A 14301-nucleotide genomic window follows, 5' to 3' on the forward strand; every position below is an offset into this window, starting at 1 on the left:
CGGCGGTAGGCTTCATGCTTGCTAGCGTCATCTTCGGCTAGCCCGTCGCGTCTATGAGGACCAATAGACACGCATATGGTTAAAGAAGTTCTTACGGCGACAGCAATTTAACCACGTCGATTCACCACGTTTTTGAGAGGGTGACAACGTGACGGTTGCCCGCAAGATCGGCGCCAAAGCCCTGTGAAAGGCCGGAAACTGAATGCGTCAGACGAAGCCACCCACCAAAATCGGTACAACGAGAAAGGCCGCCCCGATTTTCGGGGCGGCCTCCTTTTCGATCTTTTAATCGAAGACTTGCGATTAACGGAAGAGCGACAGGATGTTCTGGCTGTCCGAATTCGCAATCGAGAGCGACTGGATGCCCAGCTGTTGCTGTGTCTGCAAGGCTTTCAGCTTCGTCGATTCCTGGTTCATGTCGGCATCGACCAGGCGGCCAACGCCCTTGTCGATCGTGTCCATGAGATCTGCAACGAATTCATTCTGCATGTCGATGCGCGAATTGGTGGCGCCGAGGGTAGCAGCAGTATCGGTCATCGAACCGAGCATCGAGTCAACGGCCGAGATCATGCCGTCGATAGCATCCGAAGACGTGGAAGCGTCGAGCTGGATTTCCGTGCCGGAAGCACCCGTGGCAGCACCGGTGTTGACCAGGAAGTAGGTCGCGCTAGTGGTGATCGTGCCCTTCGGCGCCGTAACCACGACATCCTTGGTCAGCAGGCCGAGCTGGACGTCCTTGGTGTCGATCAGCGTGGAGTCGGCAGTGTCGAACTTCAGCACGCCGACGGAAACGGAGCCGGTTGCGCTGCGGTTGAACGAGCCAACCATTTCGACCGAACCATTGGCGGTGTTGTCGTCGTTGTACAGCCAATTCTGGCCCGAGAACGAAGCCGATTCGGAAACCGAAACCAGCTGGTTCTTGAGTTCCGTCAGTTCGGCGTTGATCTTGAGCTTGTCAACGCCCGGTTCGCGGGCAGCAACGAGCTTGGACTTGATTTCGGTGACGACGTCGATAGCCGCGTTCAGGCCGGTATAGGCAGTATCGGTCTTGGCGGCGGCCAGGCCGAGAGCGTCCTGGACGGTGCTCATGGCAGACTTGTCCGAACGCATCGTGGTGGCGATCGACCAGTAAGCAGCATTGTCGCTGGCATCGTTGACGCGGTAACCGGTGGAGATGTTGTTCTGCGTCTTTTCGAGATCGCCCGAGATCGAGCGCAGGGTGTTCAATGCAGCGATAGCATTGTTGTTGGTCATGATAGAAGTCATGGGAGCGTCCCTTTTACGAGTTACAAAAGTAGGGACATGCCGGGTTCGAAAGTCTTACCGGTCACGGCGTTCGGCGTCATGCCATTCGGTTCTTTTCTGTGTGGAACCGCCCGTCGTGTGAGGCCCAATATTGGTGCCAGAGCTTGCCAACTCATTAATTCCGGGGCCCGCGCGCCAAGCACGAGAGTCTATAGATAACCGGGTGTTAATGGGGGCAACGAGCGGGTACGTCGAAAACTACTAGACGCACGAAGGGCCGGTAGGAACCGGCTCAAAATCTCGGCAAAACGGAGTCAGTGCTGGAGGATTCCGGCGGATGCAATTCGTCAGTTGAACGAACGCACCAAGCTGCCGACAAGCAGGTTCCAGCCATCGATCAACACGAAGAACAGAATCTTGAACGGTAGCGAGATCGAAGTCGGCGGCAGCATCATCATGCCCATGGCCATGGTAATGGTGGCGACGATGAGGTCGATGACGAGAAACGGTAGCACGATCAGGAAGCCGATCTCGAAACCACGGCGGATTTCCGAGATCATGAAGGCCGGTACGAGGACGCGAAGGTCGACCTGGCCGTCGGTGACAGCCTGCTGGCCCTTCTCGGCGGCAATATCTGCAAACAGCTTGAGATCCTTGTCGCGGGTATTGACGGCCATGAAGTCGCGGAACGGAACTGAAATGCGCTTAAGCGCCTCGGTCTCGGTGATCTGTTCGGCCAGCAGCGGCTGGGCACCGGTCGTCCAGGCTTTCTCAAGCGTTGGCGACATGACGAAGAAGGTCATGAACAGCGCCAGCGACGTCAGGATCATGTTGGACGGCGTCGAAGAAAGACCCATGCCCGAACGCAGGATGGAGAACGCGATGATAAAGCGCGGAAAACTCGTGACCATCACCAGGATGCCCGGTGCGATCGACAGGATCGTCAACAGGCCGAAGGTGCGGATGATCCAGCTTGCTACGGAACCGCTGATCGGCGTGTTGAGGATGTCGGGCGTCGTGGTGGTCTGGGCGTGCGCGGCGCCAGCCAAGCCCATCACAAGGAGGGCGGCCAGGATTGTCAGCAGGCGTCGCGCGGTGGGCATGGTCATTCGATTACAAAAGTCCTGAACAGCATTCTGGATACGCGCCCTTCCGAGATCAGATCGGCGCGCTCTTCCAGGTCTTCCTTGAGGTATTGAAACCCACGAGGTCCTTCGATCTGCTGCAGAGTCACGGTGCGCAGGTAAGCGAGAATATCCTGATGAATCGCTTCGGCGGTCTTCTCATCAGCCTTATCCTTGAAAAGCAGCGCCACTTCAAGTCGGATCCAGCGATCGGTCGGGAAGGCCAGATTGGTGGTGATCGGCTCCAACTGCACCACGCCGTTCTCTGCGGTGGCAAGCGTCGGCAGCCCCTCATCGGCCTTTTTGCCCTCGGCCGCGCCGGCTTCCTTGGCCTGCTCGGCTTGTATGGTCTTCTTGGACGCGTCGAGGATCGGCGATACCAGTCCGCCGAGGAACCAGCCACCCGCCCCTGCGATCAAGGTCACGACCGCGACCGCAGCGATGGTCATGACCAATGCTGACCGCTTCTTGGGCGGCTGCTCTGTCTCGGCGATATCAACCATGCTTGTTGTCCGGTATCAGAGTGGCGAGAAGATATCGAGCATCTGCTGCCCGACCGGAGCGTTCTGCACTTCCGACAAGCGGCCACGGCCGCCATAGGAGATGCGCGCTTCGGCGATCTTCTCATAGGAAATCTTGTTGTCGGCATCAACGTCAAGCGGACGGGCGATACCGGCCAGGTTCAGGACGCGCAGTTCCTGGTTGACGCGCACTTCCTGCGAGCCGCTGATCAGCAGGTTGCCGTTCTCGAGCACGCCGGTGACCACGACCGCGACTTGCAGCGTCAGCTTTTCCTTGCGCTCGATGGAGCCGTCGCCCTTGGTCGAAGTCTTGGATTCATTGCTGATATCGGCGCTTAAGCCGATGGTGTTGGTGCTGTCGTCACCGTTCAGCCCGAACTTCTTGCTCCAGGACGTATCGCGGCTACGGTCCGTGGTGTTGTCGAACTTCGCCTGATCGTCGATATTGATCGTGACGGTCAGGATGTCGCCGATCTTGAGCGCGCGCGCGTCCTTGAACAAGTCTGCCTTCTGGTCACTCCAGAGAGAGTAACCCGTCGCCGACTGCGCCGGCTGCTTCGGATACATCGCCAGTTCGTTCTGCTGGGTATATTGCAGGCCGGTGCCGATGGGGCTCATTGCAGGCGCGCGATTGACCTCCTTGAGTGTCTGGTTCGTGCCGCCACATCCTGCAAGCAAGGTCGCCGCCGCCAGTGCTAGGTACTTTGCCTTCATGACGGGTTCCTTGATGTGTTGCGATTGCTGGCTGCGGACATGATTGCGGCGACCATGGCCGCTTTCTTCGCTTCCATTTCCGTGAGGATGAGGCTCGACTGGCGCGGCGCGAGTTTCATGATAATGGCCGACGCCAGGTTCGGGTCGAGCAACTCAAGCTGTGCGGCTGCCGCGTCCGGCTTCATCTTCTTGTAGATGTCTGTCAAGCCGGCCTCGGCCTGCTTGAGAAACTCGTTGCGCTTCTTCAGCCAGTCTTCGTATTCGGACTTACGGGTTTCAAGCACGGCAATCCGCTCGTCGACCTGGCTCTGGAGTTTCTCCAGCTCTTCCTTCTGCAGGAGATAGCGCTGATCTCTCGCCGCGTCGGCGATATTGGCGCAGAAGGCCTTGATCTCCTCGCGGGCAGTCTTTGCCACCGGCTTCGGCTTGTCTTCGGCGAGTGCGCCGGAGATCGGCGAGACGGCGGCGCATACGCCTGCGATAACAGCAAAGCGCATCAGCATGTTTCTTCCGGTCAAACGCTCCATCATTGCAGTACGAGCTCCGCTTGAAGTGCGCCCGCGGACTTGATGCCCTGCAGGATGGCGATGATGCCGTCAGGCTTGACGCCGATGCTGTTGAGACCAGAGACCAGCGTCTTGAGGTTCGAGCCCTTGAGGATCGCCACCTTGCTGCTCGCCTGCTGGGCAACGATATCCGTCGATGGCTGCACCGCAGTCTGGCCATCGGTGAACGGCAATGGCTGGACGATCATCGGGTTCTCGGTGACCTGCACCGTCAGAGTGCCGTAGCTGACCGCAACTTCCGAGATGCGAACATCTGCACCGATAACGATGGTGCCGGTGCGTTCGTTGACGACCACCTTGGCCGGCGTATCGGTCTCGATCGTCAGGTTTTCCACCTCGGCCATCAGGCGCGCGAGATCGGCACGCTTGGGCTTTTCGATGACGACTTCCTGGGAATCGTTGACGCTGGCGATAGGCCCGCCATAGGCGGCCCGTGCGAACTGGTTGATGGCATCGGTCATGCGCACGGCGGTCGAGAAATCCGGATTGCGAAGCTGCAGCACCAGATTGATCGAATCCTTGAAGCGCGAGGGCAGCGGACGCTCGATGATGGCGCCGTTCGGCACGCGGCCGGCAGTCGTCACGCCTTGTGTGATCTGGGCCGCGTCGCCCGTTGCCGAGAAGCCGGAAACGATGATCGCGCCCTGGGCCACGGCATAGATCTGGCCGTCGGCACCGGTCAGCGAAGTCATGACCAGCGTGCCGCCGCGGAGCGACGTTGCATCGCCGAGCGAACTTACCGACACGTCCATGCGGCTGCCGGGACTTGCGAAAGGCGGCAGCGTCGCGGTGACCATAACAGCTGCGATGTTCTTGGAACGGTTCTCACCGCCCACGGTCGAGATGCCGAGATTCTGCAGCATTGCTTTGAGCGATTGCTGGGTGAAGGGCGACGAGCGCAGGCTGTCGCCGGTCCCCTGCAGGCCGACCACGAGGCCGTAACCGATCAGCTGGTTGTCTCGCCCCGCCTGCAGCGACGCGACGTCCTTGATGCGGGCAATCGCCGAAGCAGAGGCATTCTGCGGCGCGATCGTGCAGAAGGTCAGAAGAGCGATCAGCAGGGTCGAGACTATTCTCATTTTTGCGCTACCAGTATCGAGCCGTCGGCCATGACTGTGCCGGAGATGATGACGCCGGTATCGGTATTGCGTGCCTTGATGAGATCACCGGTGATCGCATCTGCAAGCGGGGTTCCGGATGCTGTGATCCGCAGCCCGCCATTGTCGTAGAGTAGGATGATCTTGTCGCCGCGCCTGACCGTGTAGGGCTGGCGAAGCGCTGACACCATGATGGTGCGGCCTGGCAGCAGGGTCTTGGTGGTGACCATGCCCGTCACTTCCTTCACCGACCGAGCATAGCCCTCGATCAGATTGGGATTGGTGACGTCGATGGCCTGGACCTGGCCGGTTTCGATTTCCTGGCCGGGATAGATGATGGTCACCGGAACAACTGCCTTGCCGTATTCGCCGGCGAAGGCTGCCGTCGATGCCGACAGAAAGAGCGGTAGGACCGCTGCGAGAGCGATCCTTCTTGCGAGGTGGGAATGCGAGGGACCAAACATCATGTTTGTCTGCCTTTCACTATCTCATGTTCTTGCTGACGGTCTGCGCCATTTCGTCTGCTGTGGTGATGACCTTGGAGTTCATCTCGTAGGCACGCTGCGCCGAGATCAGGTCGGTGATTTCCTTGACCGGGTCGACGTTGGAACCTTCGAGATAACCCTGCTGGATGTAGCCGAAGGACGGATCGTCAGGAGCGGCGACAATCGGATCGCCCGAAGCGTCGGTCTGCTGGAAGAGGTTGTCGCCCAGTTCCTTGAGACCGGCTTCGTTGACGAAGTTGGCGATCTGCAGCTGACCAAGCGAGGTCGGCGTCGTGTCGGTGCCGACCGTTGCAAACACCTGGCCGGAGCGATTGATGGTGATATCCTTGGCATCGACAGGGATGTTGATGTTCGGGATCACCTTGTTGCCGTTGAGCGTGACGAGATCGCCGTCGGCGTTCTTGTTGAAGGCGCCGTCACGTGTGTAGACCGTGGTGCCATCCGGGGACTCGACTTGGAAGAAGCCGCGGCCCATGATCGCCACATCAAGGCTGTTGCCGGTCGAGACCAGGTCGCCTTCGGTGTGAAGATTGCGGACGGCGGCCGTCTTGACGCCGAGGCCGATATTGATGCCCTCGGGGACGATCGAGGTGTTGTTCTGATTGGGCACACCGGCGGCACGGTCGGTCTGGTAGAGAAGGTCGGTGAACTCCGCTCTTGCCCGCTTGTAGCCCGTGGTGTTGATGTTCGCGATGTTGTTCGCGATCACTTCAAGATTGGTCTGCTGGGCATCCATGCCCGTCGCTGCAATGGCAAGAGCTCTCATGTTCTATCCTCAGATTGGCATCTTGACGACTTCAAGATACGCGGAAACGATTTTGTCGCGGAATGCCATGGCAGTCTGGAGCGTCTGGTCGGCGGTCATGACGGACTCAACGACCTCGCGAACGCTGGCTTTGCCCATCACGCCATCAACGGATGTCTTCTCGGCCGCCTTGAGGTTGTCGACGAAGGTCGTGCCCATCGAACTCATGAAGTCGGCGAAGCTGGCGCTTGCATGCTCGGCATCGGCGACGGGCGCAGTCTTGTCGGTGGCTGCGGCTTTGCGCATTTCTGCGGCGAGACCAGCGGAATCAAGCGGTGTAATACCAGTTATCATGTCGGCGACCTCAGCAGATCGATGGTAGAGGAAATCAGGTCGCGTGCCTGACGAATGGACTGGAGATTGGCCTCGTAGGAGCGGTTCGCTTCCCGCATGTCGGCCATTTCAACCATGACGTTGACGTTCGGGTACTTGACGATGCCCTTCTGGTCGGCCGCAGGATTGCCCGGATCGTATTCGGTCTGGAAAGCCGTCTTGTCGAGGCCGATGCGCTTGATCTCGACCGTGGCAACGCCGGTGGAGCGATCCATCTCGTCGGTGAACGAGATCGTCTTGCGCTGATAGGGATCGGCGCCTGGCGTGTCGGCCGTGGAACGGGCGTTGGCGAGGTTTTCCGAAACCACCCGGAGACGGGCGGACTGGGCGGAAAGGCCGGAGGATGAAATCTTGAGAGATGCGCTCAACGGATCCATGGCTTAGCCCTTCCTCACCGCGTTCAACATCATCTTGTTGAATGCCTTGACGATACCGGTGTTGAGGTCATAGTCGCGCTTGACCATACCTTCCTTCATCAGCTCGTTGGCGAGATCGACCGAGTTGCCCGAAAGCTGGGCTGCAGAACCCTTGTCCACGCCGGATTCGACCACATAGGTGTCGGCCGGGGAATCGGTGAAATGCAGTGGATTGGTCGCCGCCATGGGAAGGGTATTTTCGCGCAACACGCTTTCGAACGGCGAAACGTCCTTGGCACGAAAGCCAGGGGTATTGGCGTTTGCGATATTGCCTGACACCACGCTCTGGCGGGCTTGGAGCCACTCCGCCTGTTTTGACGTCAGCTCAAAAAGCTGGATGGGTTGCATGTCTGTCTCCGTCTTCATGACCGATCATGAGTCTTCATGACTGACCCGCACACTAGGGAGATAAACTTGTGCGGGACTTAACCTTTTGTTTACTATTGCTGGCGCTTGCCCGAGGTGTCGTAGATGTCGCCCTTGTCGGTGACGAGCACCCATTCGCCGGCCTGTTCTTCGACCTTGGCGACGTGGGAAAGGTCCGGCAGCATCGATCCGGGCGTCACGACATAAATGCCGTTCTTGTCCTCGATCATCGCCTTGCCGCCGGCAGCGTGCAGCAGGTGGAATTCGACCGCGTCGGACGGAAACGGCTGGTCTGCGTCATCCATGCCGGCCTTGTCCTCGGGCTTGGCCTGGTCGGTCGGCACGGCGCCGGTAACGATCTGTTCTTCAGGCTTCGGCAGGGCGGCGAGATCGTCGTTGTCGCCGATCGCACTGGGAGAAGGATTGACCTTCGCCCGGCCAACCCATTCCGGCAGGTCGCGCGACAGGATGGATGTCGCCACATCGATGCCGAACTTGTCTTCGTTGAAGAAAACATACCAGGGGAAGAAGGCTGCGGTGATGGCAAGCGCGGCGCCGGACCAGCCGAGGAAGCGGTCCGAAGTCAGGAGGCCGGAGCGGCGCTCCTTCTTTACCGGCGCGACGGGTTCATCTGCATCGAAGTCGGTCATGTTACCTCTGCCGGTTTATGTTGACGCCGACCTGGCCCTGCGGCGCGTTCGCAGCCTTCAAGGCGGTCGCAAGATCGGCGAATGCATCGCGAGCCGGTCTTTCGCCCGGTGTCTGCTTGAGGATTTCGTAGATCGGCGGCACCTGCTTGACCGCCATGTCGAGGTCGGGGTCGGCACCGGGACGATAACCGCCGATCAGCCGCAGATCCCGTGTTTCCTCAAACCGATGAATCAGCGATTTCAGTCGTCCAACCAGCTTTTCCTCGTCCGGCGTCCAGGCCTTGCGCGCAAGACGCGAGATCGATGCCAGCGGATCGATCGGCGGATAACGCCCCTCTTCCGCCAGCGAGCGGTCGAGCACGATATGGCCGTCAAGAATACCACGTGTAGAGTCGGCGATCGGATCATTGTGATTGTCGCCGTCGACGAGGATGGAGATGATCGCCGTGATGCTGCCTGTTCCCTCCGGACCGGGGCCGGCGCGCTCCAGCAGTTTCGGCATCTCGGTGAACACCGAAGCCGGATAGCCGCGCGCGACCGGTGGCTCGCCGGATGCGGTCGCGACTTCGCGGATCGCATGGGCAAAGCGGGTGACGCTGTCGACGATCAGCAGGACGTTGTGACCCTCGCCGCGAAAATGCTCGGCGATCGTGACCGCCGATAACGGCGCCATCTTTCTCAACATCGGGCTTTCGTCCGACGTCGCGACGACGGCGACCGATTTGCTGATATTGGCGCCAAGCGTATCCTCGATGAATTCGCGCACTTCACGGCCACGTTCGCCGACCAGCGCGATCACCACCTTGTCGAAGGCATCGGCGCGCGCCAGCATCGACAGTAACGTCGATTTGCCGACGCCGGAACCGGCGAAAATGCCCAGGCGCTGGCCGAGGCAGAGCGGCGAGAAAATATCGATCGCCCTCACCCCGGTCTTGAAACCCTTGGTGACGCGCTGACGGGTCATCGACGGCGGAGCGGTATTGGAGATCGGCAGGGCCACCGGCCCATGCTCGAGCGGTCCCAGGCCGTCGATCGGCTGGCCCAGCGAATTGATCGTGCGCCCGCACCAGCTGTCATCCGGCGACAGCCGGAAGGCGCCACGCCGCAGGATCAGGTCGCCGATGCCGATCGGCTCGCCGGGTTCAATCGGGCAGACGAAAATGATATCGGGCTCGATGCGCACGACTTCGCCCAGATGCACGCCGGTGGCGCTCTGATGGGCGACGAAATCGCCGAGCCGCACATGCCGCGAAAGTCCGGTGACCGTGTAGTGGCCGGACGCGATGGTCTTCACCCTGCCGCCATGGGCGACGAGAGCTTCGGGACGACAATGGCGCTTGAGGACGGCGGCCAAGTCGGCCATCTTCCGGTCCATCGTGCTGGGTGCTTCTGCAGTCTGCATGTCAAGCTGCTTTCCTGCTGCTTACTTCGCGCCGCCAAGGGTCTTGATCGCATCGCCGATAGACGCTTCGCCGTCGCGCATCAGCTGCGTGACGTAGTCGAAGGTGCGGGAGATGGTCATCATCTGCGTCATCGAGAGCACGGGATTGACGTTGGACTCCTCGACAAAGCCCTGAACGACACCGGCATCGATGCGATTGACAACCGCTTGCGGCGTCTCGTTCGGAATGACCGCCGAATTGCCAACGCGCGTGAAGTTCGGACCGACATTGGCCTCGAACAGGCCGAGCGTGGCGACGGGCTTGTTGTTCTGGTAGAGGATGCCATCCTGAGAGGACGTCGGCGGGCCTTCCTGCGGGTTGAGCTGGATCGGACCACCGCCAGCATCGAGCACCGGATAGCCTTCGAGAGTCACAAGCGAGCCGCTTTCCAGCATCGTGAACCTGCCATCCTTGGTAATCGCATTGCCCGATGGCGTATCGATCGAAAACCAGGTGTTGCCCTTGGCCGCGAAGTCGAGCGGATTCTTGGTCTGCATGAGGCCGCCATTGGCATCCGAGAGATATTCCTCCCCGGTCGAGACGTAATCGACCTTGGTGCCATCCGCCTGGGTTGCGACATCGTCGAACTTGAGCTGCGTGGCGCGAAAGCCCACGGTATTCATGTTCGCCAGGTTGTCAGCGATGGTGTTGAGGCGCTTTTCCAGCGAAATCTGCGACGACAGCGCGACATAGAGACCCGATTGCATTTCGGCTTACCCCCGGCCAGGGATTCATTCCCGGCATTGCAGTCATTGAACATGTGGGGGCTTTTCAGCCGTCGTGGAACTCGACGGATTCCCCGCTTTCAATGGCGATACTGGCCGGATTTGCTTGTGCGAACCTGTCGATCAAAACCGGACGGAATCAGGCGGTTCAACAGCCTCACGCAAGGCTACAACCGTATCCCAATGAGAGATTACGGGCGGTAAGATCGGGCAGCTTGGCATGAATATTATTATTGGTTTTCTCATCGTCGGTGGCTGCATCATTGGCAGCTTCATGGCCCAGGGCGGACACATCAATGTGTTGTGGCAGCCCTATGAATACCTCATCATCATCGGTGCGGGCATCGGTGCGTTCATCGCCGCCAACCCGATGAAGGTCACCAAGGACGCCGGCAAGGCAATCGGCGAAGCATTCAAGAACGCGGTGCCCAAGGAGCGCAACTATCTCGACACGCTCGGTGTGCTTTACGCACTGATGCGCGACCTGCGCACCAAGTCGCGCAACGAGATCGAAGCCCATATCGACAATCCCGAGGAATCGCCGATCTTCCAGACGGCCCCGACGATCCTGAAAAACAAGGAACTGACGGCCTTCATCTGCGACTACGTCCGCCTGATCATCATCGGCAATGCGCGCAGCCACGAGATCGAAGCGCTGATGGACGAGGAAATCGAGACCATCTCGCATGACAAGATGAAGGCCTACAATTCGCTGCAATCCATGGGCGACGCCTTCCCGGCCATCGGTATCGTCGCCGCCGTTCTCGGCGTCATCCACGCCATGGGCGCGATCAGCGAGCCACCCGAGGTGCTCGGCCACCTGATCGGTGCCGCTCTCGTGGGTACGTTTGCCGGTATTTTGATCTCCTACTGCATCGTCAATCCGCTCTGCTCGATGATCAAGGCTGTCCGCTCCAAGCAGAACCGCCAGTATGTCATCGTCAAGCAAACGCTGATTGCCTACATGAACGGCTCCGTGCCGCAGGTGGCGCTTGAATACGGCCGCAAGACCATCTCCTCCTATGAGCGTCCGTCGATCGACGCCGTCGAGCAGGAAATGATGAATCCGGGCGGCGGCGAGAGGGCGGCTTGAGCATGGAACGCGCTGCTATGAACAAGAAGGCACCGGCAATCGATCCAAAGCTCAAGGCGTTGCTCGTGGGCGATCTCGGCAGCAACCAGGCGGTCGGCAAGGTCTGTTCGGATCTCGGTCACGTGCTGTCGGAATTCCTTCCCGATCTCATCGAATCGGAGACACGGCTGCGCTTCTCCTTTGTCTATGAAGGCTTCGACACCGGCTACAAGAACGACCTGATCGCCGATCTCGACGACTTCATGGTGCTGTCGGACGGCTCATTGAAGAACTGGTGCCCGGATTTCACCATCGCCTGTGCATCGACCGCGATCGTCGCAATGGTCGAATGCCTGATGGGTGGCGACAGGGATTCGCTCGTCGAACCCGAAGCTCGACCCGCCTCGAGCATCGAGCTGCAGATGGCGCCATTGATCATCGACAAGATCGCTTCGGTGATAAAGTCGGCGGTCAACGCACCTGGCAATTACGAGCCGATCCTGACCAAGCCGTATGATGCAGCCAAACGGCCGAAGCCTGCCGAAGACTATGTCGACATGCACGCCTGCGCGCTGGTGATGAAGATCGAGTTCGGCATGCTGAAGACGCAGTTCGCCGTGATCATCCCGCAGAAGACATTGCTGAAGACCGTGGTCAAGACGCCGACGGCATCAGCAACGGCGGGCAAAGTTCCCGAGGAATGGACCGAGCATCTGCAGCAGCAGGTTCGCCGTTCAGAAGTCAAGGTCGAGGCACGTATTCAGCTTACGCCCCTGACCCTCAATACCATTGCCAGGCTGCAGCCCGGCGACGTCATTCCCTTCCTGCAGACAGGCGACGAATGCGTTTCGGTCAGCGCCAACGGTCGCGATCTCTACTCCTGCGAATTCGGACGTGCGGGAGAACAGTATACGGTTCGCGTCAAGGACACGGCGGGTACCGACGAGATTCTTATCCGGGATATTCTCGGCTAGAACATTTTGAGAAAAGCCCTGCGCAAGTTATAACTGGAATATTCGAATCATGGCACCCAAGAAAGCAAAAGCGGCGGAACTGGAACTGGAGGTCGGCGACAGCAGCGCCGAACTCGATCAGGCAATTGACGATCTGCGTGGCGTATTGAAGGCCGACGAAAACGGAGTGAACAGCTTCGAGTCGGATTTCCCCGCCACCGGCGAGGCTTCGAGCTTCGACAGCGATTTCGGTATCGATGCATCCAGCAGCGATACCAGCTTCGGCGGGGGCGATTTCGGCGGCGACACATTCGGAATTTCCGACGGAACTTCTGAATTTGGCGCCTCGGATTTCGGCTCGAGCGACTTTGGCAATGCACCGGCCGAGATGACTTCGGTCCCAGGCAGCGCCATGCATGCGAACATGGACCTGATCATGGACATCCCGATTGATGTTCAAATCATCCTAGGCTCCAGCCGCATGCAAGTTTCGAGCCTTATGAACCTAACTGAAGGTGCAATTATTTCCCTCGATCGGAAGATCGGCGAGCCGGTGGATCTCATCGTCAATGGCCGGTTGATCGGGCGGGGGGAGATCACCGTGATGGAAAACGACGAGACGAGGTTCGGTATCAAGCTGATCGAAGTCAAGTCCGTGAGTAAGCCGCAGTAAGAAGCCGCAATCAGCCGGAATGATTCCGGGGAGGCCTCAAGAATGTTTGATTTTGATAATTTTGGCGACACAGCGCCCACCGTCAACCTCAGTCCATCGGACAAGGCTGCGGCAGTGCTTCTCGCCATGGGCCGGCCGGTGGCCGGCCGCTTGCTTAAATATTTTACCCAGGCCGAATTGCAGGCCATCATTCACTCGGCCCAGCGGCTGAGAAGCGTCCCGCCCCAGGAACTTGTCGATCTCGTCAACGAGTTCGAGGACCTGTTTACCGAAGGCGCCGGCCTCATGGACAATGCCAAGGCCATCGAGGACATCCTCGAAGAAGGCCTGACGCCTGAGGAGGTCGATGGCCTGCTCGGCCGCCGCGCGGCCTTCGAGGCTTATGAAGCGTCCATCTGGGACCAGCTCGAAAGCGCCGAGCCGGCTTTCGTGGCAAAATACCTGATCAACGAGCATCCTCAGACCATCGCCTATGTGCTGTCGATGATCCCCTCCTCCGCCGGCGCGCGCGTGCTCATGGAAATGCCGGAGCGCCGCAGGGCCGACATCCTCAACCGGACGGTCTCGCTCAAGGAAGTCAATCCGAAAGCGACGAAGATCATCGAGGACCGCGTACGCGAAATTCTCCGGGATCTCGACACAGAGCGCAACTCGACGGGCACGGTCAAGGCCGCCGAGCTGATGAACGAACTCGAGAAGAACGACGTCGATACGCTGCTCGAATCGCTGGAAGTGCTCAGCAAGGAAGCCGCCAAGAAGGTCCGCCCGCGCATCTTCCTGTTCGAAGACCTGCTCATCATGCCGCAGAAGAGCCGCGTGCTTTTGTTCAACGACATTTCGGGCGACGTCATCACCATGGCGCTGCGCGGCTCGGCGATGGATATCCGCGAAGCGGTGCTATCCTCAATCGGCGCACGCCAGCGCCGCATGATCGAATCGGATCTGACTGCTCCCGATACCGGTGCGACACCCAGGGCGATTGCGGTTGCCCGACGCTCCGTTGCCCAGGAAGCGATCCGCCTTGCGGCTGCAGGGCAGATTCAGCTAAAGGAAAGCGATCAGGCCCAAGCCGCATAGTCGGGCCGATTCGGTC

Annotated in this window: 18 protein-coding genes; 4 read left to right on the forward strand and 14 right to left on the reverse strand. The window is 59.5% G+C overall.

The features are described 5' to 3' along the window. Nucleotides 1–303: 303 nt before the first annotated feature. From ACXHRN_RS18575 to flgF, 14 genes are all read right to left on the reverse strand, one after another. On the reverse strand, nucleotides 304–1266 hold the full coding sequence (locus ACXHRN_RS18575) for a flagellin N-terminal helical domain-containing protein (protein WP_488637789.1): 963 nt from the start codon (nucleotides 1264–1266) through the stop codon (nucleotides 304–306). Between the two features lie 326 nt (nucleotides 1267–1592). Next, on the reverse strand, nucleotides 1593–2348 hold the full coding sequence (gene fliP / locus ACXHRN_RS18580; protein ID WP_488641941.1) for a flagellar type III secretion system pore protein FliP: 756 nt from the start codon (nucleotides 2346–2348) through the stop codon (nucleotides 1593–1595). A gap of 2 nt (nucleotides 2349–2350) precedes the next feature. Beyond that, nucleotides 2351–2872, reverse strand: coding sequence for a flagellar basal body-associated FliL family protein (locus ACXHRN_RS18585; protein WP_488637790.1), 522 nt, complete (start codon nucleotides 2870–2872; stop codon nucleotides 2351–2353). 15 nt (nucleotides 2873–2887) lie between these two features. Continuing rightward, nucleotides 2888–3604 carry a flagellar basal body L-ring protein FlgH gene (gene flgH, locus ACXHRN_RS18590; RefSeq protein WP_488637791.1) on the reverse strand — a complete coding sequence of 239 codons (717 nt, stop codon included), beginning with the start codon at nucleotides 3602–3604 and terminating at the stop codon, nucleotides 2888–2890. Further along, nucleotides 3601–4134, reverse strand: a complete 534-nt coding sequence (locus ACXHRN_RS18595; RefSeq protein ID WP_488637792.1) for a MotE family protein — start codon at nucleotides 4132–4134, stop codon at nucleotides 3601–3603. Before ACXHRN_RS18595 ends, flgH begins: the two co-directional genes overlap by 4 nt. After that, complete coding sequence (locus ACXHRN_RS18600) at nucleotides 4131–5249, reverse strand: flagellar basal body P-ring protein FlgI (protein WP_488637793.1); 1119 nt, start codon at nucleotides 5247–5249, stop codon at nucleotides 4131–4133. Before ACXHRN_RS18600 ends, ACXHRN_RS18595 begins: the two co-directional genes overlap by 4 nt. Continuing rightward, nucleotides 5246–5734, reverse strand: a complete 489-nt coding sequence (gene flgA / locus ACXHRN_RS18605; protein WP_488637794.1) for a flagellar basal body P-ring formation chaperone FlgA — start codon at nucleotides 5732–5734, stop codon at nucleotides 5246–5248. Before flgA ends, ACXHRN_RS18600 begins: the two co-directional genes overlap by 4 nt. Nucleotides 5735–5750: 16 nt before the next feature. After that, nucleotides 5751–6539: a flagellar basal-body rod protein FlgG gene (flgG, locus tag ACXHRN_RS18610; protein ID WP_488637795.1), complete on the reverse strand. Its 789-nt coding sequence runs from the start codon at nucleotides 6537–6539 to the stop codon at nucleotides 5751–5753. Nucleotides 6540–6548: 9 nt separating this feature from the next. Next, entirely contained in the window at nucleotides 6549–6872 is a 324-nt protein-coding gene (fliE, locus tag ACXHRN_RS18615; RefSeq protein WP_488637796.1) for a flagellar hook-basal body complex protein FliE, read from the reverse strand. Further along, entirely contained in the window at nucleotides 6869–7288 is a 420-nt protein-coding gene (gene flgC, locus ACXHRN_RS18620) for a flagellar basal body rod protein FlgC (protein WP_488637797.1), read from the reverse strand. The genes fliE and flgC overlap by 4 nt, the downstream gene beginning before the upstream one ends. 3 nt (nucleotides 7289–7291) lie before the next feature. Then, nucleotides 7292–7675, reverse strand: coding sequence for a flagellar basal body rod protein FlgB (gene flgB / locus ACXHRN_RS18625; RefSeq protein WP_488637798.1), 384 nt, complete (start codon nucleotides 7673–7675; stop codon nucleotides 7292–7294). A 92-nt stretch (nucleotides 7676–7767) separates the two neighbouring features. Next, a complete protein-coding gene (locus ACXHRN_RS18630; RefSeq protein WP_488637799.1) occupies nucleotides 7768–8343 on the reverse strand; it encodes a flagellar protein in 576 nt (191 codons plus the stop codon). A gap of 1 nt (nucleotide 8344) precedes the next feature. Beyond that, a complete protein-coding gene (fliI, locus tag ACXHRN_RS18635) occupies nucleotides 8345–9718 on the reverse strand; it encodes a flagellar protein export ATPase FliI (protein WP_488641942.1) in 1374 nt (457 codons plus the stop codon). Between the two features lie 48 nt (nucleotides 9719–9766). Continuing rightward, entirely contained in the window at nucleotides 9767–10492 is a 726-nt protein-coding gene (gene flgF / locus ACXHRN_RS18640; protein ID WP_488637800.1) for a flagellar basal-body rod protein FlgF, read from the reverse strand. Between the two features lie 238 nt (nucleotides 10493–10730). Between flgF and motA the strand changes: the two genes are divergently transcribed. From motA to ACXHRN_RS18660, 4 genes are read left to right on the forward strand one after another with little or no spacing between them, the layout of a single operon-like run. Beyond that, complete coding sequence (gene motA / locus ACXHRN_RS18645) at nucleotides 10731–11603, forward strand: flagellar motor stator protein MotA (protein ID WP_488637801.1); 873 nt, start codon at nucleotides 10731–10733, stop codon at nucleotides 11601–11603. Nucleotides 11604–11605: 2 nt separating this feature from the next. Continuing rightward, complete coding sequence (locus tag ACXHRN_RS18650; protein WP_488637802.1) at nucleotides 11606–12556, forward strand: FliM/FliN family flagellar motor switch protein; 951 nt, start codon at nucleotides 11606–11608, stop codon at nucleotides 12554–12556. Between the two features lie 49 nt (nucleotides 12557–12605). Then, nucleotides 12606–13208: a flagellar motor switch protein FliN gene (gene fliN / locus ACXHRN_RS18655; protein WP_488637803.1), complete on the forward strand. Its 603-nt coding sequence runs from the start codon at nucleotides 12606–12608 to the stop codon at nucleotides 13206–13208. A 42-nt stretch (nucleotides 13209–13250) separates the two neighbouring features. After that, nucleotides 13251–14285, forward strand: a complete 1035-nt coding sequence (locus ACXHRN_RS18660) for a flagellar motor switch protein FliG (RefSeq protein ID WP_488637804.1) — start codon at nucleotides 13251–13253, stop codon at nucleotides 14283–14285. Nucleotides 14286–14301: the final 16 nt, after the last annotated feature.

The sequence above is a fragment of the Shinella sp. OV683 genome (genome assembly GCF_057787725.1).

Bases quoted from the DNA above. Each gene is read 5' to 3' on its own strand.
- motA (WP_488637801.1), top strand. From the start codon at position 10,731: ATGAATATTATTATTGGTTTTCTCATCGTCGGTGGCTGCATCATTGGC.
- flgH (WP_488637791.1), bottom strand. From the start codon at position 3,604: ATGAAGGCAAAGTACCTAGCACTGGCGGCGGCGACCTTGCTTGCAGGA.
- flgC (WP_488637797.1), bottom strand. From the start codon at position 7,288: ATGGATCCGTTGAGCGCATCTCTCAAGATTTCATCCTCCGGCCTTTCC.
- flgF (WP_488637800.1), bottom strand. From the start codon at position 10,492: ATGCAATCGGGTCTCTATGTCGCGCTGTCGTCGCAGATTTCGCTGGAA.
- fliN (WP_488637803.1), top strand. From the start codon at position 12,606: ATGGCACCCAAGAAAGCAAAAGCGGCGGAACTGGAACTGGAGGTCGGC.
- ACXHRN_RS18585 (WP_488637790.1), bottom strand. From the start codon at position 2,872: ATGGTTGATATCGCCGAGACAGAGCAGCCGCCCAAGAAGCGGTCAGCA.
- flgG (WP_488637795.1), bottom strand. From the start codon at position 6,539: ATGAGAGCTCTTGCCATTGCAGCGACGGGCATGGATGCCCAGCAGACC.
- ACXHRN_RS18575 (WP_488637789.1), bottom strand. From the start codon at position 1,266: ATGACTTCTATCATGACCAACAACAATGCTATCGCTGCATTGAACACC.
- ACXHRN_RS18595 (WP_488637792.1), bottom strand. From the start codon at position 4,134: ATGATGGAGCGTTTGACCGGAAGAAACATGCTGATGCGCTTTGCTGTT.
- ACXHRN_RS18660 (WP_488637804.1), top strand. From the start codon at position 13,251: ATGTTTGATTTTGATAATTTTGGCGACACAGCGCCCACCGTCAACCTC.
- ACXHRN_RS18650 (WP_488637802.1), top strand. From the start codon at position 11,606: ATGGAACGCGCTGCTATGAACAAGAAGGCACCGGCAATCGATCCAAAG.
- ACXHRN_RS18630 (WP_488637799.1), bottom strand. From the start codon at position 8,343: ATGACCGACTTCGATGCAGATGAACCCGTCGCGCCGGTAAAGAAGGAG.
- fliI (WP_488641942.1), bottom strand. From the start codon at position 9,718: ATGGACCGGAAGATGGCCGACTTGGCCGCCGTCCTCAAGCGCCATTGT.
- fliP (WP_488641941.1), bottom strand. From the start codon at position 2,348: ATGCCCACCGCGCGACGCCTGCTGACAATCCTGGCCGCCCTCCTTGTG.
- flgA (WP_488637794.1), bottom strand. From the start codon at position 5,734: ATGATGTTTGGTCCCTCGCATTCCCACCTCGCAAGAAGGATCGCTCTC.
- flgB (WP_488637798.1), bottom strand. From the start codon at position 7,675: ATGCAACCCATCCAGCTTTTTGAGCTGACGTCAAAACAGGCGGAGTGG.
- ACXHRN_RS18600 (WP_488637793.1), bottom strand. From the start codon at position 5,249: ATGAGAATAGTCTCGACCCTGCTGATCGCTCTTCTGACCTTCTGCACG.
- fliE (WP_488637796.1), bottom strand. From the start codon at position 6,872: ATGATAACTGGTATTACACCGCTTGATTCCGCTGGTCTCGCCGCAGAA.